The following is a 19605-nucleotide window of genomic DNA, read 5'->3' on the forward strand; positions in this document are numbered from 1 at the left end:
CGGGCGTGGTGTCCAGGGCCTGGCGGTAGACCGTCAGGAGGCTCGCGGCGGTGCGCGCGATGTCGTAGTGGCGGGCCACCGGCGGTGGCGGGAGGCGGCGGGCCCCCGCCTCCATGTGCCCGCGCAGGGCTGCGAGGAGCTCCTCGTCGCCGGTGCCGATCCGCCGCGCACCGGGCGCCTCGGCGGCGGGCAGGTCGTCGATCGCGGGGCAGGTGACGTGCAGCACCGGCAGCCCGGCCGCCAGCGCCTCGACCACCGCCAGCCCGAACGCCTCCTCCCGCGACGGCGACACGAAGACGTCCATGGCGGACAGCAGCGCGGGGATCCCGAACGTGCGGCCGTCCGCGCTGTCGCCCAGCGGGTCCCGCTCGCCCAGCAGGTGGATCCGGTGCTGCGCGTCCAGCTCGGCGGCCAGTCGGCGCAGCGCGCCCCGCTCCGGCCCCTCCCCGGCCAGCAGCAGGTGGGCGCCCGGCAGGGCCGCGACCGCCCGGACCAGCGCGTCGAACCGCTTGCCCGGCACCAGCCGCCCGACCCCGCCGACGACGAAGGCCCGCTCGGGCAGCCCGGTCCGGGCCCGCACGGCCCGGCGCGCCCCCGCGTCGAAGCGGAACCGGGCGGCCTCGATGCCGTTGGGGACGACGTGCACCCGCTCCCCCGGCACGCCCCACCCGCGCAGCCGGTCGGCGACGGTGTCGGAGACGGCCACGGTGGCCGCGCCCATCCGCTCGCCGGCCAGGTACAGGGCCCGCACCCCGCGCGACAGCGGCCGGCCCTCGATCTCTCCCTCGCCGAGCGAGTGCTCGGTGGCCACGACCGCCCGCACCCCGGCGAGGCGGGCCGCGAGCCGCCCGTACAGGCAGGCCCGGTACAGGTGGGTGTGGACCAGGTCGTAGCGGCCGTCGCGGACGAACCGCAGCAGCCGCGGCAGCGCGCCGAGGTCCCGGTTGCCCCGCATGCCCAGGTGCACCACGCGCACCCCGTCGGCCCGCAGCCCCTCGGCGACCGGGCCCGGGTTGGTCAGGGTCAGCACGTCGCAGCGCATCGGCAGGTGCCGCAGCAGGAGCCGCAGCTGCTGCTCGGCCCCGCCGACGCCGAGCCCGGTGATGACGTGCAGCACGCGCAGCTCGCGCAGGTCCCGCCCGTCCGGCAGCGCCTGCGTCCCCCGCGTCGCCTCCGTCATCGGGACACCGCCCGCCGCAGCCCCCGTACCCGGTGCCGCAGCTGCTTGATCTGCAGCCGCCCGGGCCCGTCGGCCTGGCTGACGTGCGTGCGCGGCAGGGCGTACGGGCCGGCCAGCCGCCCGGGGTCGATGGCGCACGCGTACCCGTACCCGGCCTCCCGCGTCGCGGCGACGACCCGCGCGTCGAGGTAGCCGTACGGGTAGCAGAACCCCTGCGGCAGCGTCCCGGTCAGCTCGCGCAGCAGCTCCCGGCTGCCCCGCAGCTCCTGCTGCAGCACCTCGTCGGAGGCAGCGGTCAGGTCCTGGTGGAGCAGCCCGTGGGAGCCGATCTCCTGCCCCGCGGCCGCGACCTCGCGGATCCCCTCGGCGGTGAGCAGGGACTTGCGCGGCCCCAGCGGGTCCCACGCGTTGTCCACGCCGAGCCGCCCGGGCAGCACGAACAGGGTGGAGGTGCAGTCATGGCGGCGCAGCAGCGGCAGCGCCCCGGTCAGGTAGTCGGTGTAGCCGTCGTCGAAGGTGAGCCCGACCAGCCCCGCGCCGCGACCGGCGGCACGCGCCCGCAGCAGTTCGCCGACGGACACCCCGCGCAGCCCGCGCGAGCGCAGCCACAGCAGCTGCGCCTCCAGGGCGCGCGGGGTGACGGTGATGCCGTACGGGTCCTCGGCGGGGTCGGTGAACTCGGTGACCGAGTGGTACATCAGGACCCACGGCGAGCCGGTCAGGCGGCGGGCGGCGGCCGTGGCGGCCGGCGCCGTGTCGGGGTCAGCGGACGTTGCGGACATGGCGGAACCTCTGGCTCGTCTGGGCGATCTGGGCGGACAGGGCGGTGACTTCGAGCGCCCGTATGGCCATGCCGGACGCTCCGAACATGGCGGGGACCAGCAGGCAGCCGAGGCCGGCGCTGAGCAGCGGGTCCGGGATCATCGGCCCCGCGATCCAGCCGGTGCCGCAGGCGGCGACGGAGGCGACGGCGAGCCGGGCGATGCTGAGGGCGACCCGGCGGACCTGGATCGCCATGATCCGCGAGCGGATGCCGGTGAGCAGCAGCACGGCGGTGGTGGTGATGCCGGCGGCATTGGCGCCGGCGATGCCGTACGTGCCCCACCGGACGGCGAGGGCCCCGGCGACGGTGTTGACGAACAGTCCGGCGCCCATCGCGAGCGCCGGGAACCAGGTGGGCCGGGCGGTCGAGAAGAAGGGCCGGCTGAGCGCTCCGACGAGGCAGTGCCCGAGCAGTCCGAGGGCGTAGACCCGCATGACGGCGGCGGTGGCCAGGGTGTCCCGGTGGGTGAAGGCGCCGCGCTCGAACAGCACCTGGATGATCTGCGGCGCGTAGCCGATGACCAGGGCGGTGCCCATGAGGACGGCGAGGGAGGCGAGCGCCAGGTCCTGTTCGACGCGCCGCCGGGCCTTCTCGCGCTCACCGCCGGCCATGGCCTGGGCCACGACCGGGAAGGTGACGGTGCAGATCATCAGGGAGAGCACCATCGGCATCTGCGCGACCTTCTGCGCGTAGTTCAGGTGCGAGATGGCGCCGGGCGGCAGGGACGCGGCCAGGAACCGCTCGACGAGGACCTGCGACTGCCGGAAGACGGCGAAGCAGATCACCGGGGCGATCATCCCGACGGCGATCAGGGTGGGCCGGTCGCGGTCGCGCTGGCTGCGTGGTGCGGCCTTGGGCCGGGGCGGGCCGAAGCCCACGTTCCGGATGAACGCGGGCAGTTGGACGAGGGCCATCAGCAGTCCGCCGACGGCGACGCCGGCGGCCGCGGCCCGCACGCCCCACACGGCGTGCAGGGCCACCATCGTGCCGATGATCCCGACGTTGTACGAGACGTAGATCGCGGCCGGCGGCACGAAGGAGCGGTGGGCGCGCAGGGCGGCGCTGAAGTATCCGGCGAGCCCGAAGGACAGCACGGTCAGCGCGGTCATCCGGGTGCACTCGACGGCGAGTGCGGGATCCGGCAGGCCGGGCGCGAGCACGGCGACGACGAGCGGCGCGGCGACGACCAGCAGGGAGGCGACGGCGGCCAGGAACACCGCGAGCCGCGGCAGGGTCGCCCCCACCAGCAGCCGCACGGGGTCCTGGGCGCGGGCCTCCTGGCGGCTGAGCCCGGCCCGGGCGGCCGAGCGGCGGGCGAGGGCGTGGCTGAAGGCGGGCACCATCAGCAGGGCCATGGCGTCCTCGATCAGCAGCGTCGAGGCCATCTCCGGAACGGTCCAGGAGATGAGGAAGGCGTCGCTGTCGTGCCCGGCGCCGAAGAGGTGCGCGATGGTCTGGTCCCGTACGAGCCCGCAGACGGCGCCGGCGGCGGTCAGCCCGGCCGTGACGGCGGCGGCCTTGGCCAGGAACCGGCCGAGCGGCGCCGCCCCCTGGGCCGGACCGGCGGACCCGGCAGCCCCAGCGGACCCATCGGACCCGGCAGCCCCAGCGGACCCAGCGGACCCAGCAGACCCGGCAGCCCCTGCCGCCCCTCCCGCGGCCGACGGACCGCCCGCCCCGGAGACCGCGGCGGCCCGCAGGGCGGCGGGTTCGGGGGACCGGCCCCGACCCGGCCGGTTCGGACGGTGCGGACGGCCCGCAGCCGCGGCGACGTCGGTCGCCGCGGCCGCGGGCCGCCGCCAGGGCGTGGTGTCCGTCACCGGCCGGCCGCACCCGAACAGGCGAGCGGGCCGGTCGTACGGCCGGTACCCCCGCCCGCACCGGACCCGGAAGCGGCACCGGCACCGGCACCGGACGGGAGCGCCCACCAGGCGGCCAGTCCGATGATCACGCCGGTCAGGACGGTGGAGGGCCCGCCGATGTCCGCGTAGAGGAAGTCGGTCAGCTGCCACACCAGCAGGCCGATCGCGACCAGGCCGCAGTCGCGCAGCGCCCCGCCGCCCGCGAGGTACCGGCGGATCCCGGCGACGAGCAGCACCGCCCACCCGCCGGCCAGCGCGGTCAGCCCGATCAGGCCCTGCTCGCTGAGCACCAGCAGGTACATGTTGTGCGGGGAGAGCAGCGGCTGGCGGACGTATCCCTGACCGGCGCCGGCGGTGTCGCTGCCGGAGGACAGCCCGAGCGTGGCGTGGCTGTCGCGGTTCGCGGGGAAGCCCTTGAGGCCGACCCCGGCGGCGGGCCGCTCCCGCCACATCGCCCCGGCGGCGGCCCACATCGTGTAGCGGTCGGTCACGGACTGGTCGGGGGCGCTGGAGACCTGGGTGATGGAGGTGAGCCGCTCGGCGACCATCTCCGACCCGACGCCGAGCCCGCCGACCAGGACCACGCCGGCCGCGGCGAGCGCGAGGAGGACCTGCACGGCCCGCCGGATCCCGGCCAGCCCCATGACGAGCACGGCGGCCCCGGCCGTGGCGATCCAGGAACCGCGGCTGAAGGAGAGCACCAGCGGCAGCACCAGCAGCACCGCGCTGGCACCGGCCGTGCGGCGTACGCGACGGGGCAGGCCGGGCGCCAGCGCCGCGGCGGTCGCGACCACCAGCCCGTACGCCACCACCGTGGCCATGCCCATGACGTCGCCGGGCCCGAAGGTGCCGACGGCCCGGATGTCCTCGCCCTGGTACGAGGCCCCCGTGTGGGTGGCGTACTGCACCACGCCGACGGCGCCCTGCACCAGCGCCAGCACGACGAAGCACCCGGCGGCGATCCGGAACTCCCCGCCGTCGCGCACCAGCAGCACGACCGCCACCGGGACCAGCACGAAGACCTGGAGGTAGCGCACGAAGCCGGGCAGCGCCGCATACGGGTCCCCGGCGGTCGCGGTGGCGACCGCCAGCCCCACGGCGGGCACGCCGAGCACGAGCACGGCGAGCGGGCTCGGGCGCTGCACCCGGCCCCGCAGCGCCTGCACCCCGCACACCAGGACCAGCAGCAGCGAGGCGGCGTCGGCCGGGCCGACCTTGCCGGAGGTGCTGGCGTCGCCCGCGGGGACGGGGACCAGCAGCATCAGGACCGTCGCGGCGAGCGGCAGCAGCGGCCAGTGCCGGCGCAGCAGTCGGGGCAGGCCCGGGCCGGGGCCGCGGCTGCTGCTGCCCGGGCCGCTGCGGCGGCCGCGGCCGCCCAGGGTTACGGCGAGACTCATGGGTCAGCTGCCTCCCAGCCGGAAGCGGAAGAAGGAGGCCGCGGTGCGGGCGAGGATCCACAGGTCCTGCCACAGCGACCAGGTGTCGATGTAGTGGTTGTCGAAGCGGGCCCGGTCCTCGATGGAGGTGTCCCCGCGCAGGCCGTTGATCTGCGCGAGCCCGGTGATGCCGACGGGCATCCGGTGGCGGGCCTCGTAGCCGGGGTGGACGGTGCTGAACTTCGCGACGAAGAAGGGCCGTTCGGGGCGGGGGCCGACGAGGCTCATGTCGCCGCGGACCACGTTCCACAGCTGCGGCAGCTCGTCCAGGGAGGACTTGCGCAGGAAGGAGCCGACGGGGCTCATCCGGTTGTCGCCGGCGACCGTCCAGCGGGTCGCGGACTCGTGCTCGTCGGCGCGCAGGGTGCGGAACTTCAGCAGGGTGAAGGGGCGCCCGTACAGGCCGACCCGCTCCTGCCGGAAGATCACCCCGGGCCCGTCGGAGATCCGTACGGCCAGCGCGCACAGGCCGATGACCGGAGCGGCGGCGAGCAGCGCGAGCGCGGCGAGCACACCGTCGACGGCCCGCTTGACCCAGCGCTCCGGCCGCCGGGCCGGGCGCGGCAGCAGCGGCTGGACGGCGTACCCCCACAGATGGTCGGCGGGCTGGGCGACCCGCATGCCCGTGACCTTGGCGGTGCCGGCCGGGTCGGCGAGCCAGAGGCGGCAGCCGTGGTCGTGGAAGAGCCGGACGAGGGCGGCGGTGCGCTCGTCGGCCTCGGGCGGGCGCGTGAAGACCGCGTGGCGCACGGAGTTCTGGATGACGGCGCGCCGGATGTCCTCGTGGGTGGCGAGCACCGGCACCCCGTCCCCGCCTTCTGCCCCGGCGCCGGTGTCGGCGAGGCCGACGGGCCGCAGCCCGTACTCCGGGCGGCCGTGCAGCGCGGCGGCCACGGCGCTCGCCCCGGCACCGGGGCCGACGACGAGCGCGGAGGCGGGCCGGCGCCGGGCGGCGCGCCGCCGGAGCTGGTTGGCCAGCCCGCGGCCCGCGCAGGTCAGGGCGGTCTGCAGGCAGACCGCGGCCAGCAGCACGGACCAGCCCAGGGCCTGGCGCGGGTCCACGGCGGCCACGACGGCCGCGGCCCCGCACCACAGTGCGGCCACCCGTCCGGCCAGCGCGGGCAGTTCGAGGAGGGCGGACGGCGCGAGCCGCGGCCGGTACAGCCCGGCCTGCGCGTGCAGCAGGGAGGTCAGCACGGCGAGCGGCCCGGCCGCCGCGGGCGGGAGCTCCAGCCCGGGCACGGCCGCCGTGGTGAGTACGGCGGCCAGCGCATCGGCGGCCAGCAGCGGGACGGCCCCGTCACGGCGCCGGACCCGCCCGGGCCGTACCAGGGGGCGGGTCTGGTCGGCCCCTGGCCGGCGCGGGGGGTGGATGGCGGTCACGGCCCGGCGGACGGCGGTGGTTCCGGCGCTGCCGCCCGCGCGCCCCGTGCCGCCCTGCCCGGTGTGCCGGGCGGGTGCGCTGTCCATCGTCATCGGCTGATGCGCTCCTGGTTCAAGGGCCGGGGCCTGCCCAGCAGTTCGTGGTACAGACCGGTGACCGCGTCCGTGGTCCGCCGCACGTCGAACTCGGTCCGGGCGTGCTGCTGGGCCTGCTCGCCGAGTTCGGCGAGCAGCCGCGGCTCGGCGAGCAGCCGTCCCAGGGCCTTGGCCAGGGCCGTCGGATCCTCCGGCGGCACCAGGCAGAGCCGTCCCTGGCCGGGCGGCAGGCTCTCCCGGGCACCGCTGACGTCGGAGACCAGGACCGGTCGACCGCAGGCCATGGCTTCCAGCGGGGCGAGCGCCATGCCTTCCCACCGCGACGGCAGTACAACGAGATCGGCGGCCCGAAGCCACGGTCGGATGTCGGCGGTCCCGCCCGCGAAGAGCACACCGGGCGGCGCGGAGCGGCGCAGCCGCTCGCTGTCGGGGCCGTCCCCGACGAGGGCGAGGCGGGCCTCGGGCAGGTTGCCGAGCACCTCCCGCCAGGCGCGCAGCAGGATGTCCTGGCCCTTCTGCTGGCACAGCCGGCCCACGCAGACGGCCAGCGGGCCGTCACCCAGGAAGGCGGCGGGCAGCGGCAGTTCGGTGCGCGCCGCGGCCCGGTCCGCGGCGCGGTCGGGCCCGCCGGGCCGGTAGTGGTCCAGGTCGACCCCGTTGCGGATCACCGACCAGTGGGCGGCGATCCCCTCGGCCTCGCCGACCCGGCGTTCGGCCTCGCTGACGCAGAGCACCCGGTCGGCCCAACGGACCCCGAAGCGCTCCCAGCGCAGGGCCAGCGCGGCGGTGGCCCCGCCGACGGCGTCGAAGGACCAGGCGTGCGGCTGGAAGACGGTGGGGACGCGGCCGCGGGCGGCGAGCCGCCCGGCGAGTCCGGCCTTGGCGCTGTGCGCGTGCAGGACGTCGGGCCGGGCCCGGCGGATGACCCGCCGGGCGCCGAGCACCTCGGCGGCCAGGTCGGGTCCGGGGGCCCGCGCGGCGCGCCACGGGAGCACCTCGGCCCCCGCGGCGCGGGCCTCGGCGGCGAGCCGGCCGCCGCGCGGGCAGCCGACGACGGGCCGCAGGCCGGCGGCCGACTGGGCGCGGACGAGGTCGGTCACGACCCGGGCCACGCCGCCGTCCACCGGTTGCACGAGGTGGAGGACGGTCAGCGGGGCCGCTGGGGAACGAGAGGAAGAAGGTGAATGGGGTGGAGGCTGTGTCGGCACGCGGAGCGGTCTCCTACGTTCAGCGGCGCGCGTCTGTCTGAACGAAGAGCACGCCGAGGAATTGACCCTGGCTTTCGCCCGAGAACCTGAAGTTCAGGGTGCGGGCGCCACCGGACAGGGCGGGACTCAGGTCGAAGACGTCCGCGTCATATCCGAGATTGTTCATGTGTTCGGGCTGTCGCACGAACGAGGGACGTCCGAATTCCGTGATCGTGGAATTCATCACATCATTAAAAGGATTTTCTGCATCGTTGACGCTCATCCGGCGCCCGCCGTCCGAGGTCACCGTGAGTGAGTCCCCGAGGGTGCCCCGGTCGCCGTCGTACGCGACCACGCCCGCCTTCCCGGCGGCGCCGGCGGGGGCGTTGACGCCCGCGATCTCGACCGTCTCGCCCGCCTCCTCGCCCGCGCCGGCGGCGAGCGACTCGAAGCCGTCCCACACCGAGATCCGACGCAGGGGCTCCTGCGGCTGCTCGTACGCCACGACCAGCGTCCAGCCGCCCCAGGCACCCACCGGCGAGTGGCCCATGGCGATGTTGATCTGGGCGACCGTCCACATCCCGGCGCCGCCCTTGCGCACCAGCGGGGTCACGTCCGCGGAGGCCTGGTAGGCGTCGCTCCCCTCGTCCGTCCGGTGCCCGATCACGGTGTCGGCGAGCACTTCCTTGTACGAGCCGCCCGGCTCGGCGACCAGCACCCTGCCGTTGTCCTCCGGCGGCTTCTGCTCGCCGACCCGCAGGTTCCCGCCCCAGTACAGCCGGGCGTACGAGACCTTCGCCCCCTGCGGCACCTTCAGCTCGGCCCGGGTGGAGTTGTAGGTGTCGGGATCCTTGTCGACCTCGCTGTAGAACATCTCGAAGTCGCCGTTGACCCCCGCCGCCCCCTTGTCGACCTCGGCGCACGGCTCGGCCCCGGGGGCCAGCTCCTTGCGGCAGCCGATGGAGGAGTTCGAGGCGCGGACCAGCCCGCCGTGCTGCACGGCTTGGTAACGCTGGGTGAACGGAATGCGAGGGGCCTGCCCGGGGCCCGGCGGGGCCTCGGCGCCCGCTGCGGGGACGTGGGCCGAAAGCACGAGGCAGGACAGCAGGCCGAGCGTGCCGAGGATTCTGCGGGACGAACCCATGACCCCGTCTCCATTTTCGATCAAGGGGACAAAACAGGAGTGAACCTTGTCAGAAATCGGGCGGGAAATCACGCCGGACTCGCGCGTACGGCCTTTTGGGCGATAACACGCACCCCCGTGGGCGGCGGGTCGTTATGCGATGCGCCACCGGTTCGAACCGAAAGGAAATACGCAGATGAACACGAAGCTGATGCGCACCACCACCACGGCTGCCGCGGGCGCCGCGATCCTGCTGGGCGGCGCGGGCCTGGCCTCCGCCGACGCCACCGCGTCGGGCGCCGCCGTGGGGTCCCCCGGCGTGATCTCCGGCAACGCGGTCCAGGTGCCGATCTCGATCCCGATCAACATCTGCGGCAACTCCGTGAACATCGTCGGGGTCCTGAACCCGGCGTTCGGCAACGTCTGCATCAACCGCTGACCGCACACCCGAGCGTCAACCGCGCCGTCCGAAACGGCGGCATCCGGGTGAAGTGACGCAACCCGAGCCGCGGCCGGGCCGTTGGTCCGGGTGCTCCGGTACCGGGCAATCCTGCAAAAAAGGGATGAACATGATCAAGAAGGTGACGGCTGCCGCGGCCTTTGCGGCCTCGGTCGCAGGCATCGGTGCCGGTATGGCGCCGCAGGCGATGGCCATCGGCAACGACAACGGCATCAACACCGTCAACGGCAACAACGCGGCGCAGATCTACGGCAACCAGGCCACCTACGGCAACATGAGCCCGCAGATGGCGCTGATCCAGGGCTCCTTCAACAAGCCCTGCATCGCCCTGCCCGCCAAGGCCAACCTCCAGTCCCTCGTCGGCCTCGTCACGGTCGGCGTCCTCCAGGACGTCCCGATCCTGTCCAACCCGATGAACCAGCAGTGCACCGAGAACTCCACCCAGGCCAAGGGCGACGAGCCGCTCTCGCACATCCTGGACAACATCCCGATCCTGTCCGGCAACGTCTCCCACGGCAGCTGATCGCACCCCGCACCACCGAGGCCGTCGCACCTTCGGGTCGCGGCGGCCTCGCCGCGTAACGACACCGCTCGTAAATCCGGCCACAATTCCGGGCGACGGCCGAACGCGGAAAGAATTACCGCAGCGGGCCCGGGACCGGGGAATTGGCGGTTTCTTTTCCCTGGCCCAATCGTTGTCATTTCTGCAGTGGACAAGCCCTGCGGGAAGGATCGAAATCACATGACGTACAAGAAGGCACTCGTACTGACCGCCGGCGTTCTGATGGCCGCCGGTGCCGCCTCCCCCGCCATGGCCGACGCGGCCGCCGACGGCAAGGCCATCGGCTCCCCCGGCGTCCTGTCCGGCAACCTCCTGCAGGTCCCGGTCCACGTGCCGATCAACCTCTGCGGCAACACCGTCAACATCATCGCGCTGTTGAACCCCGCCTTCGGCAACGTCTGCGTCAACGACTGACGCAACGTCTCCCGCCCGCAAGGGCAGACCTCCTCGGGGTGGCCTCGGAGTGCACGGCGGTGCACTCCGAGGCCACCTTCGATTCAGCACCGGCCCCCGAGCCGGTAGACAGGGAAGGACCCATGCGACAGGTACTGAGCCGACAGGTACTGGGCAGGGGAGTACTCACGGCCGCGGCCGCCTCGAGCCTGCTTTCGATCGCGACCGGCGCGGCGTACGCGCACCACGGGGCGGTGTCCGAGGCCTCGCACTCTCCGGGTGTGCTGGCCGGCAACAGCGTCTCGGTACCGGTCACCCTCTCGCCGAACGTGTGCGGCAACAGCGTGGACGGCGGAGCGGGGCTCAACCCCGCCTTCGGCAACACCTGCGTCAACGACACCGGTTCGGGCACCCCCTACACCGGGCATGCCCGGCAGGACGGAGACGACGGCGGCGGCCACGACCGCTACCTGAGCCCCGAGCAGGCGGCTGCCATCGAGCGCTACCTGGAGGAACACCAGGAGCACCGCGGGCGGCACGCCCTGCCGGAGCAGCGCCGCGAGGAGGCCTCCGGGTACGGGGAGTCCCGCGGGGAGGCGCCCCGGGAGCGGGCGCCGCGCCACGCCGCCCCCCGGCCCGAGGCCCCCCGGCCCGAGGCCCCCCGTCACGAGGTGCCCCGCCACGAGGAGTCCGGCGACGAGGGCGGTTACGGCGGGCGCGGCGGATCCGGGGACGAGGACTGCGAGGACCACGCGCAGACCCTCCCGGCCCCGGCGCCGGTCCACCACGCGCCCCCGGCCCCCCAGCCGCATCCGCAGCCGCAGCCGCACCCGGGGCCGCCCGCGGCGGAGCACCCCGCTCCGCAGCCCCTCCCCGCGCCGGCCCCGAGGCCGGCGCAGCAGCCCGCCCCGCCCGCGGAGGTCCCCGCACCGCCACAGCCCGCACCGGCCCCGGTCGACGAGGCACCCCACACCCTCCCCGCCCCGGCACCCGTCGAGGAGGCTCCCCACACCCTCCCCGCCCCGGCACCCGTCGAGGAGGCTCCCCACACCCTCCCGGCACCGGCACCGGTCGAAGAGGCACCGCACACCCTCCCGGCCCCCGCCCCGGTCGAAGAGGCACCGCACACCCTCCCCGCCCCGGCGCCCGTCGGGGAGGTCCCCGGTCCCCGGCCGCCGCGCGGCAGCATGCCGGTGACGCACCCGGCTCCGGCTCCCGCGCCGGATGTCGTCCGTCCCGCCGACCAGCCGCCCTCCGCCCCGGCCGGTGACGTCCCCGTCCACCTCCCGCCGGCCGCGGCTCCTGCCCCCGCACCCGGCGCTCCCGCCGCTCCGGCACCCGCTCCGGCGGCCGCGCCGGTGCTCGCCGAGACCGGTGCCGGCCAGGCGGGCGCCGCGGCGATCCTCGCCTCGGCCCTGGTCCTGGGCGGCGCGATCCTGTACCGCAGGTCCCGTATCGCCTGAGGGCAATACCGGTAATCGGAAGAAATATCGGCCGGAGAATCCCCTGTCGGATTCTCCGGCCGCTGCCGTGCGCGCGCCCCGCACGCGTTTCCGCGACGGGAGGGAATCGTTACGCAGGGCGAAAGCGGTGCGACGGTCACCGCTGGAAAAGGATTTCGACAATGAAGCTCACGAAGGTCGCCGCGGTCATCGCCGGCTCCGTCGCCGCCCTCGGCGCCTCCGCTTCCGCCTTCGCGGCCGAGAACGCCGCGCTGCCCCCCATGAGCCTGACGAGCGGGGCCACCGAGGCCTTCGACGCGCTGGCGCCCGTCACCGAGCACGCCCCGCAGACCCTGGGCAACGGCATCGCCGAGCAGGGCGAGACGGTGGGGAAGGTCGTGGGCACCGCCCAGCAGGTCAACAAGGTCCGCAACGACGTGCCGGGGGCGGTCCTCGGCGTGGCGAACGGCGTCACCCAGAACTCCGGCCCGCTCCACGGCGTGAGCCTCAACGGGGGCGGCCACTGAGCCTTTCCGCACGGCTCCTGACATACGACGTGGGCGCCGCCGGCCGAGGCCGGCGGCGCCCACGGGCGTGGTGCCGCTGCGTCAGTCGTTGACGCAGACGTTGCCGAACGCCGGGTTCAGCAGCGCGATGATGTTGACGGTGTTGCCGCAGACGTTGATCGGCACGTGGACCGGGACCTGGATCAGGTTGCCGGAGATGACACCGGGGGAGCCGGCGGCCACACCGTCGGCGCTCGCGTCGGCCATGGCGGAACCGGCGGCACCCGCCGCGGCGAGACCGGCAGAGGCCAGGACCAGGGCTGCCTTCTTGGCAGTGTTCATGGGAAGTGCACCTTCTGTTCGACGTTCTGCCCCGACCGGGGCTCACACCGAACAGAACGGTCCAACCTGCCTTACGGACACGGCCTGAGGCGGATCAAACCTGTTCAGCCCAATTTTTCGGCCCAAGTCCCCTTCACCGCACGGGGTGTTCGGCCGGCCCACGGGACCGCGCCGCCCGCTACGGCAGCGGGATCTCGGGGATCTCGGGGATCTCCGGCACCTCGGGGACCTCGGGAATCTCCGGCACGTCCCCCACCGGCGGAAGGGTGACCGGCAGCTCGGGGATCTCGATCGGCAGCCCCGGGATCTCCGGCAGGTCGGGGAGCTTCGGCAGCTGGATCGGCGGCAGCTTCACCCCGGGCAGCAGCGTCTGGAGGCTCTTGACGAGGCCGTCCAGGGTCGCGGAGACGGAGGCGAGGAGGTCGTCGAGCGCACCGGCCGGGGCTGCGGCCTGCCGGTGGTCGACGTCCTGCTTGACGGCCTCCACTCGTTTCCGCAGGGCGGCGGCCGTGTCACCGTCCGCGGCGCCCGCAGGGGCTGCCGCGCCGGCGAGTATGACGGCCGCGAGGGTCGACGGGACGAGGACGCGCAGGCGGGACGGCTTCGAGCGGTGCATGGGGGTTCCTTCGGTGGTCGCACAGACGCGGACCCGGGTGATCCGCTTCATTGCCCACCGTGCGAACACCTTCTACGGAGCGCAACCGGAGCCCCGCCGGCCGCACCCGGGCTGCTGGCTGCGTACGGGCTTCGCGCACGCGTCCGGAGCGGACTCACCCGCGGCGGGGAAAAGCCGCGCCGGGGCAGGCCGATTGAGTGAAGCCGCGGAACCAAACCCCGACGGGGCAGTTGACCAGGGCGCTCCACTAGCGGGCACTCGTGCGACAAAAGGACCAATGATGCTCAAGAAGATCATGACTGCCACCGCGGTCACCGCTGCCGCCGTCGGCGCGGGCGCTGCTGTTGCCGCCCCGGCCATGGCCATCGGCAACGACAACGGGATCACCACCATCAACGGCAACGGATCCCAGCAGATCTACGGCAACCAGAAGACCGCCGGAGACCTGAGCCCGCAGCTCGGCCTGGTCCAGGGCACCCTCAACAAGCCCTGCATCGCGCTGCCCGTCAAGGCCAACCTGCAGGGCCTGGTCGGCGTCGTCGCGGTCGGTGTCCTCCAGGACGTCCCGATCCTGTCCAACCCGATGAACCAGCAGTGCACCGAGAACTCCACCCAGGCCAAGGGCGACGAGTCCCTCTCGCACATCCTGGACAACATCCCGGTCCTCTCCGGCAACCTCTCCGCCGGCAGCTGACCTCCGCTCCTCCCCCTCCCTGCTTTCTGCGGTGCGGGCCCCGCGCCCGTGGAGCGATGCGACGAGGCCCCGGCAGCATCCGGCTGCCGGGGCCCCCGCATGCCCGGCGGCCCGCCGCAGGGGGACCGCCCGACCGCTCAGCCGGTCCAGAACTCCCACCACCGCGTGAGGATCAGCATCCCGATCACACCGGTGTGCAGGGCCGGCGGCGCCCAGGCGAACTCGGCGAGGAAGCCGCGCACCGGGCCGGGAGCCGGCAGGGCGCCCGTGCGGACCGTGTGCGCGGTGACGGCCCAGAACATCACCAGCGTGGCCACCCAGGTCAGACAGCACCACAGGCACAGGGCGTTGATCTCGTAGAGCGACTGGACCATCAGCCAGGTGCAGAAGCCCACGCCGAAGGCGGTGCCGGCGTTGAGTCCCAGCCAGAACCAGCCGCGGTAGCGGGCGCCGGCCAGCAGGCCCGCCCCGACGCACACCACGACGCCGAACGCGACCAGTCCCAGCATGGGGTTGGGGAAGCCGAAGGCCGCGGCCTGCTCGCTCTTCATGACGCTGCCGCAGGAGACCACCGGGTTCAGGCTGCAGGCGGGCTTGAAGTCCGGGTCCTCCAGCAGCAGGAACTTGTCGAGGGTGATCACCCAGGAGGCCAGCACCCCGGCGGCCCCGGTGAGCAGGAGCAGCCAGGCCAAAGTCCGGGGGGCGTCGGCCGGTTCGGCCTCGTTCCGCGTACGGGGCCGTCCCTGCTGGCGGGGGACTTCCACTGTTTTCGTTGCCATGCGGACCATGGTCCCGCGCCCTGGCACAGACCGGGTCGAACCATGAGGATCCCGGCGCAAGTTGACCTGAAGGGGTGGCGGGAACCCCCGTTGCTTCCCGGACGTTTTACCGAACCCCGGACGTGATGTCAGAGCCAGGGGCTACGTTGAGCTTCCGCGAAGTCACATGCTGCGACGGCCTGGAGACCCACCTTGAGCGATCCGTACGAGACAACCGAGGCGCACCTCGAGCGACTCCTGGGCCGCGCCCTCAACTCCTTCGACCTGCCGGACCGGTTGGTCGAGCGCCTCGGGACGGCGCTCGCCCACAGCTCTTCGCTCCACACCACCCGCCACAGTCCGGCGGCGCGGCTGTGGCGGGAGACCCACCGGCACACGTACCTGCTGGCCGACGGCACGTCCGCGTCGCTGTGGGAGCTGGTCTACCGGCACGAGGCGGACCGGACGATCCGGCACGAGGTCTTCGCGAGCCGGGCGGAGATCCGCCTCGCCGTCTCCCGGCTGTTCGGCGAGAGCCCGGGCGAGTCGGGGTTCGAGCCGGCGCTGGACCGGGCGCTCGCCGCGGCGGAGGACGGGCCCGATGAGGACGTGGCCGCGCTGAGCGCCCTGTTCGCGGCGTCGGCGGCGGACCGGCGGCACCGGGAGTACGCGGTGGACCAGTCCGCCGACCACGCCCGGCGGGTGCTGCGGCGCGCGGAGAACCCGGACCGGCCGGGCGAGCAGACGGCCCGGCTGCTGAGATCGGCCTACGCGCACCAGATCACGCAGGCGTTCGGCACCCGGCAGTGCCTCGCGGACGGCCGGGACGCCGGGTTCAGCCTGTACGAGCACGCGTTCGTCCTGCTGGACGGGAGCGAGATCAGCCTGTGGGAGGTCGAGCACACGGCCACGCCCGACGGGCGCCACATGTGCGAGGTGTACGAGACGGAGGCGGCCGCCCGCGGCGCGATGGAGGTCCGCGCCCGCGTGCGGTGACGGTTGAAGGTGGCGGCAGCGGCGAAGGCCGGCGCCGTCAGGGCGCGGCGGGCTCGGTGAGCGGCAGGTCCAGCGGCGGCCGGGCGGTGACGCGGACGGCGCCGGGCCGGAGGTCGGCGGGGGCCGGTACGGCGCTGCCCGGGAGCTGGACGGCGGCCGCGCCGTACGCCAGGGCCGCGGCGAGCGCCTCGGGGCCGGTGCCGCCGGCGAGGAGGAAGCCGGCCAGGGCGGCGTCGCCCGCGCCGACGTTGCTGCGGACCGCGGCCGCCGGGGCGGTGCCGTGGAAGATCCCCTCGGCGCAGGCCAGCAGTTGGCCGTCGGCGCCGAGCGAGGCCAGGACCGCGGCCGCGCCCAGGGAGCGGAGCTCCTCGGCGGCCTTGGCGGCGTCGCCCAGGGTGTGCAGCGGGCGGCCCACGGCCCGGGCGAGCTCCGCCGCGTTGGGCTTGAGGAGGTCCGGGCGGGCCGACAGTGCGGCGCGCAGGGCCGGGCCGGAGGTGTCGAGGGCGACCTTGGCCCCGGCCCCGTGGCCGCGAGCGACGAGGCCGGCGTACCAGTCGTCGGGCAGGCCGGGTGCGAGGCTGCCGCAGGCGGCGATCCAGTCGGGGCGGTCCGCGCAGCCGCGGACGGTGTCCAGCAGCAGTTCGGATTCGGCCGGGGTGAGCTCGGGGCCCGGTGCGTTGATCTTGGTGAGGGTGCCGTCGGGTTCGACCAGGGTGACGTTGGAGCGGGTCTGCCCGGCGATCGAGACCGCGGTGACGTCCACGCCCTGACGGCCCAGGAGTTCGGCGACGAGGGTGCCGCAGGCGCCGCCGAGCGGGAGGACGGCCGTCGTCGCGGCGCCCGCGGCGGCGACGGCGCGGGAGACGTTGACGCCCTTGCCGCCGGGGTCCATCCGGTCGGCGGCGGCGCGCAGCACCGCGCCGCGCTCCAGCGCCGGGACCTCGTAGGTCCGGTCGAGGGAGGGGTTCGGGGTGACGGTGAGGATCATATGCGGCCTTACGGTACGCCCGTTTTGTCGTGGTTCAAAAGCCGAAACGGGCATGTCCGCCCCCGGGGAGGCGGACATGCCCGTCCAACCGGCCGGACACCGGGCCGACTAGCCGGCCGGGACCGCCTCGGGGGAGGGTGCGCCGGCGCCCGGGGCGCCCTCGCGCTGCTCCACCGGGAGCGTCTTGCGCGGCAGCATGAACATCACCGCGAAGATCACGAGCAGGACGGCGACGACCCACCACATCGCCCCGCGGAAGCCATCGACGTACGGCGCGCCGAAGGCGGCGTCGTCGTCGATCAGGCCGAAGAAGGAGACCGAGGTGAGGGCGAGACCGAGCGCGTTGCCCATCTGGCCCGTGGTGTTGATCAGGCCCGAAGCGGATCCGGCGTGCTCGCGCGGCACCTCGGACAGCACGGTGTCGGTCAGCGGGGCGACGATCAGGCCCATGCCGATGCCCATGACGATCAGCGGGGCGGCCATCTGCCAGGAGGCGATGCCCATCCCGTAGTGCTGCGACTCCCAGATGTAGAGCAGGACGCCGGCGGCCATGGTGAGCGCGCCCGCCTGGAGCACCTTGCGGCCGAAGCGCGGGACGAGCTTCTGCACCGACATGCCCGCCGCGACGGAGACGGCGAGGGAGAACGGGATGCCCGTGAGGCCGGCGCGCAGGGCGCTCCAGCCCAGGCCCACCTGCATGTACAGCGTCCAGACCAGGAAGAACATGCCGGTCGCCACGCCGAACGTGAGCTGCACGGCAATGCCGCCCGCGAAGCTCTTGACCTTGAACAGGGACAGCTCGACCAGCGGGGAGCCGTCCTTGCGGATCTTGTGCTTCTCGTACGCGATGAAGCCGGCGAACACGAACGGCACCGCGGCCATCGAGACGAAGCCCCACAGCGGCCAGCCGTTCTCCCGGCCGTGGGTCAGCGGGAAGATCAGCATGACGAGGCCGAGGGTGGCCAGCACGACGCCGACGAGGTCCAGCTTCAGCGCCTTGGGGGCCTTGGACTCGCTGATGAACCGGCGGCCCAGGATGATGCCGAGGATGCCGACGGGCAGGTTGATCAGGAAGATCGGGCGCCACTCGAGGCCCAGGATGTTCCACTCGGTGAGCAGCGCACCGAGCATGGGGCCGGAGACCGCCCCGAGGCCGACGATCGCGCCGAACATGCCGAAGACCTTGCCGCGCTCGTGCGGCGGGAAGGTGGCGTGGATGATCGCCAGCACCTGCGGGACCATCATGGCGGCCATGCCGCCCTGGAGGAGGCGCGAGGCGACGAGCACGTCGGGGTTGGGGGCGATGCCGCAGAGGAGCGAGGCGGCGGTGAAGCCGGAGATGCCGATGAGGAAGAGCCGCTTGCGGCCGTAGATGTCGCCCAGGCGGCCGCCGGTGATCAGGCCGGCGGCGAACGCGAGCGCGTACCCGGCGGTGATCCACTGGATGGCGCTGGTGGACGCGCCGAAGTCGCCCCGCATCCGGGGTATCGCGATGTTGACGATCGTGACGTCGACCAGGTCCATGAAGGACGCGGCCATCACGATGGCCAGGGCCAGCCAGCGACGGCGGTCGGCCTCGGGTGAGACGGGTGCTGGTGCGTCGGGGGTGGTGGTGCGCTCTGCCGGTGCGGGCCCGCTCTGCCGCTCGGGCGATGTCATGGACGTCTCGCTGCTCATGAAGAGAAACGTAGACGGGATGTAGGTCAGGTTGCGTCCTATTTCGCTGGCAGCCTGTATTTCATGACAGACACCCCTGCACGGCTGCTGACTCTGCTCTCACTGCTGCAGACCCCGCGCGAGTGGCCCGGGAGCGAGCTGGCCGAACGGCTCCGGGTCAGCACGCGCACGATCCGCCGCGACATCGACCGGCTGCGCGAGCTGGGCTATCCGGTGGAGGCCACCCTCGGCGCCGAGGGCGGGTACCGGCTGGTGGCGGGGGCGGCGATGCCGCCGCTGCTGCTGGACGACGAGGAGGCCGTCGCGATCGCGGTGGGGCTCAGGGCAGGGGCCGGGCATGCCGTCGAGGGCGTGGAGGAGGCCTCCGTACGGGCGCTGGCCAAGCTGGAGCAGGTCCTTCCGGGGCGGCTTCGCCACCGGGTGAGCGCCCTGCAGTCGGCCACGACCGCGGTGGTCCGCGGCGACGGGGCCACCGTGGATCCGCACACGCTGACCACGATGGCGGCGGCGGTGGCCGGGCCGGAGCGGCTGCGCTTCGCGTACGAGGCGCGCGACGGGGTGCGCACCCGGCGGCTGGTGGAGCCGTACCGGCTGGTGAGCACGGGCAGCCGCTGGTACCTGGTGGCCTACGACCTGGAGCGGGAGGACTGGCGGACCTTCCGCGTGGACCGGGTGGCGGAGCCCTTCGCCACCGGTGCCCGCTTCGCCCCGCGCGCGCTGCCGATGGACGCGGTGGAGTTCGTACGGCGGGGGCTGACCGGCCGGCAGACGTACCCGGTGGACGTCTCCTTCGACGCGCCGGCCGAGGCCCTGCCGGGCTGGCTGCGCGAGCGGGCCGTGGCGGCGGGCGGCGGCTGCCGGGTGCGGTTCGAGAGCGGGGACTCCCCCGACTGGCAGGCCGCCCGGCTGGCGCTGACGGGACTGCCGTTCACCGTGCACGCGCCGGAGTTCCTCGCGGCCGCCGCGCGCGAGCTGGCGGCCCGGCTGTCGGCCGCCGCGGCCGCGGCCGGAGCCGGGCAGGCGTAGCCCCCGGCACCTGGGGGGGATGGTGCCGGGGGCGGTTCGGGGGTCTTGGCCGGTC

General features: G+C 74.2%; 19 protein-coding genes and 1 pseudogene. 8 read left to right on the forward strand and 12 right to left on the reverse strand.

What is annotated here, in order from left to right; translation table 11 throughout:
* Position 1: 1 nt before the first annotated feature.
* The 7 genes and pseudogenes from AB0953_RS10915 to AB0953_RS10945 all read right to left on the reverse strand — a co-directional run.
* Positions 2–1123: pseudogene (locus AB0953_RS10915) on the reverse strand (glycosyltransferase); the annotation flags it as partial.
* Between the two features lie 53 nt (positions 1124–1176).
* A complete protein-coding gene (locus tag AB0953_RS10920; protein WP_366859212.1) occupies positions 1177–1878 on the reverse strand; it encodes a polysaccharide deacetylase family protein in 702 nt (233 codons plus the stop codon).
* Positions 1879–1942: 64 nt separating this feature from the next.
* Complete coding sequence (locus AB0953_RS10925; RefSeq protein ID WP_366859082.1) at positions 1943–3823, reverse strand: lipid II flippase MurJ; 1881 nt, start codon at positions 3821–3823, stop codon at positions 1943–1945.
* A complete protein-coding gene (locus AB0953_RS10930) occupies positions 3820–5127 on the reverse strand; it encodes an O-antigen ligase family protein (protein WP_366859213.1) in 1308 nt (435 codons plus the stop codon). Before AB0953_RS10930 ends, AB0953_RS10925 begins: the two co-directional genes overlap by 4 nt.
* 138 nt (positions 5128–5265) lie before the next feature.
* On the reverse strand, positions 5266–6771 hold the full coding sequence (locus tag AB0953_RS10935) for an exopolysaccharide biosynthesis polyprenyl glycosylphosphotransferase (RefSeq protein ID WP_366859214.1): 1506 nt from the start codon (positions 6769–6771) through the stop codon (positions 5266–5268).
* A gap of 2 nt (positions 6772–6773) precedes the next feature.
* On the reverse strand, positions 6774–7904 hold the full coding sequence (locus AB0953_RS10940; protein WP_366859215.1) for a glycosyltransferase: 1131 nt from the start codon (positions 7902–7904) through the stop codon (positions 6774–6776).
* Positions 7905–8007: 103 nt separating this feature from the next.
* Entirely contained in the window at positions 8008–9183 is a 1176-nt protein-coding gene (locus AB0953_RS10945; RefSeq protein WP_366859083.1) for a DUF3344 domain-containing protein, read from the reverse strand.
* Between the two features lie 103 nt (positions 9184–9286).
* Here AB0953_RS10945 and AB0953_RS10950 point away from each other — a divergent pair, with 103 nt between their 5' ends.
* From AB0953_RS10950 to AB0953_RS10970, 5 genes are all read left to right on the forward strand, one after another.
* The gene (locus AB0953_RS10950) at positions 9287–9529 is read left to right on the forward strand and encodes a chaplin (RefSeq protein WP_366859084.1); all 243 of its coding nucleotides are present in this window, start codon (positions 9287–9289) and stop codon (positions 9527–9529) included.
* A gap of 130 nt (positions 9530–9659) precedes the next feature.
* Positions 9660–10073, forward strand: coding sequence for a rodlin (locus AB0953_RS10955; protein ID WP_366859085.1), 414 nt, complete (start codon positions 9660–9662; stop codon positions 10071–10073).
* A 219-nt stretch (positions 10074–10292) separates the two neighbouring features.
* On the forward strand, positions 10293–10526 hold the full coding sequence (locus AB0953_RS10960; protein WP_366859086.1) for a chaplin: 234 nt from the start codon (positions 10293–10295) through the stop codon (positions 10524–10526).
* 122 nt (positions 10527–10648) lie between these two features.
* A complete protein-coding gene (locus AB0953_RS10965; RefSeq protein ID WP_366859087.1) occupies positions 10649–11968 on the forward strand; it encodes a chaplin family protein in 1320 nt (439 codons plus the stop codon).
* A gap of 161 nt (positions 11969–12129) precedes the next feature.
* Positions 12130–12474, forward strand: a complete 345-nt coding sequence (locus tag AB0953_RS10970) for a hypothetical protein (RefSeq protein WP_366859088.1) — start codon at positions 12130–12132, stop codon at positions 12472–12474.
* An 81-nt stretch (positions 12475–12555) separates the two neighbouring features.
* Here AB0953_RS10970 and AB0953_RS10975 read toward each other — a convergent pair whose 3' ends face one another.
* Both AB0953_RS10975 and AB0953_RS10980 read right to left on the reverse strand, forming a co-directional pair.
* On the reverse strand, positions 12556–12795 hold the full coding sequence (locus AB0953_RS10975; protein WP_366859089.1) for a chaplin: 240 nt from the start codon (positions 12793–12795) through the stop codon (positions 12556–12558).
* Positions 12796–12973: 178 nt separating this feature from the next.
* Positions 12974–13411 (reverse strand): hypothetical protein, encoded by a 438-nt coding sequence (locus AB0953_RS10980; protein ID WP_366859090.1) that lies wholly within the window; start codon positions 13409–13411, stop codon positions 12974–12976.
* 280 nt (positions 13412–13691) lie between these two features.
* Here AB0953_RS10980 and AB0953_RS10985 point away from each other — a divergent pair, with 280 nt between their 5' ends.
* The gene (locus AB0953_RS10985) at positions 13692–14105 is read left to right on the forward strand and encodes a rodlin (protein ID WP_366859091.1); all 414 of its coding nucleotides are present in this window, start codon (positions 13692–13694) and stop codon (positions 14103–14105) included.
* Positions 14106–14242: 137 nt separating this feature from the next.
* Here the strand turns inward: AB0953_RS10985 and AB0953_RS10990 are convergent, their stop codons facing one another.
* Positions 14243–14893, reverse strand: coding sequence for a vitamin K epoxide reductase family protein (locus tag AB0953_RS10990; protein WP_366859092.1), 651 nt, complete (start codon positions 14891–14893; stop codon positions 14243–14245).
* A gap of 183 nt (positions 14894–15076) precedes the next feature.
* Between AB0953_RS10990 and AB0953_RS10995 the strand changes: the two genes are divergently transcribed.
* Complete coding sequence (locus tag AB0953_RS10995; protein ID WP_366859093.1) at positions 15077–15859, forward strand: DUF6227 family protein; 783 nt, start codon at positions 15077–15079, stop codon at positions 15857–15859.
* A gap of 37 nt (positions 15860–15896) precedes the next feature.
* On the opposite strand, the gene pfkB is transcribed toward AB0953_RS10995, so the two are convergent.
* Together pfkB and AB0953_RS11005 are read right to left on the reverse strand one after the other, a co-directional pair.
* A complete protein-coding gene (gene pfkB, locus AB0953_RS11000; protein WP_366859094.1) occupies positions 15897–16847 on the reverse strand; it encodes a 1-phosphofructokinase in 951 nt (316 codons plus the stop codon).
* 108 nt (positions 16848–16955) lie between these two features.
* Positions 16956–18524, reverse strand: coding sequence for an MFS transporter (locus AB0953_RS11005; protein ID WP_366859095.1), 1569 nt, complete (start codon positions 18522–18524; stop codon positions 16956–16958).
* Positions 18525–18587: 63 nt separating this feature from the next.
* Between AB0953_RS11005 and AB0953_RS11010 the strand changes: the two genes are divergently transcribed.
* Positions 18588–19550, forward strand: coding sequence for a YafY family protein (locus AB0953_RS11010; protein ID WP_366859096.1), 963 nt, complete (start codon positions 18588–18590; stop codon positions 19548–19550).
* Positions 19551–19605 lie beyond the last annotated feature (55 nt).

This window comes from Streptomyces sp. NPDC046866 (assembly GCF_040704625.1).
Lineage (GTDB): Bacteria > Actinomycetota > Actinomycetes > Streptomycetales > Streptomycetaceae > Streptomyces.

What these genes read in the sequence shown, in the direction of transcription:
- AB0953_RS10920 (WP_366859212.1), bottom strand. Translation starts at nt 1,878, where the DNA reads ATGTACCACTCGGTCACCGAGTTCACCGACCCCGCCGAGGACCCGTAC.
- AB0953_RS10930 (WP_366859213.1), bottom strand. Translation starts at nt 5,127, where the DNA reads ATGCTGCTGGTCCCCGTCCCCGCGGGCGACGCCAGCACCTCCGGCAAG.
- AB0953_RS10935 (WP_366859214.1), bottom strand. Translation starts at nt 6,771, where the DNA reads ATGGACAGCGCACCCGCCCGGCACACCGGGCAGGGCGGCACGGGGCGC.
- AB0953_RS10950 (WP_366859084.1), top strand. Translation starts at nt 9,287, where the DNA reads ATGAACACGAAGCTGATGCGCACCACCACCACGGCTGCCGCGGGCGCC.
- AB0953_RS10955 (WP_366859085.1), top strand. Translation starts at nt 9,660, where the DNA reads ATGATCAAGAAGGTGACGGCTGCCGCGGCCTTTGCGGCCTCGGTCGCA.
- AB0953_RS10960 (WP_366859086.1), top strand. Translation starts at nt 10,293, where the DNA reads ATGACGTACAAGAAGGCACTCGTACTGACCGCCGGCGTTCTGATGGCC.
- AB0953_RS10965 (WP_366859087.1), top strand. Translation starts at nt 10,649, where the DNA reads ATGCGACAGGTACTGAGCCGACAGGTACTGGGCAGGGGAGTACTCACG.
- AB0953_RS10970 (WP_366859088.1), top strand. Translation starts at nt 12,130, where the DNA reads ATGAAGCTCACGAAGGTCGCCGCGGTCATCGCCGGCTCCGTCGCCGCC.
- AB0953_RS10975 (WP_366859089.1), bottom strand. Translation starts at nt 12,795, where the DNA reads ATGAACACTGCCAAGAAGGCAGCCCTGGTCCTGGCCTCTGCCGGTCTC.
- AB0953_RS10980 (WP_366859090.1), bottom strand. Translation starts at nt 13,411, where the DNA reads ATGCACCGCTCGAAGCCGTCCCGCCTGCGCGTCCTCGTCCCGTCGACC.
- AB0953_RS10985 (WP_366859091.1), top strand. Translation starts at nt 13,692, where the DNA reads ATGCTCAAGAAGATCATGACTGCCACCGCGGTCACCGCTGCCGCCGTC.
- AB0953_RS10990 (WP_366859092.1), bottom strand. Translation starts at nt 14,893, where the DNA reads ATGGTCCGCATGGCAACGAAAACAGTGGAAGTCCCCCGCCAGCAGGGA.
- pfkB (WP_366859094.1), bottom strand. Translation starts at nt 16,847, where the DNA reads ATGATCCTCACCGTCACCCCGAACCCCTCCCTCGACCGGACCTACGAG.
- AB0953_RS11005 (WP_366859095.1), bottom strand. Translation starts at nt 18,524, where the DNA reads ATGAGCAGCGAGACGTCCATGACATCGCCCGAGCGGCAGAGCGGGCCC.
- AB0953_RS11010 (WP_366859096.1), top strand. Translation starts at nt 18,588, where the DNA reads ATGACAGACACCCCTGCACGGCTGCTGACTCTGCTCTCACTGCTGCAG.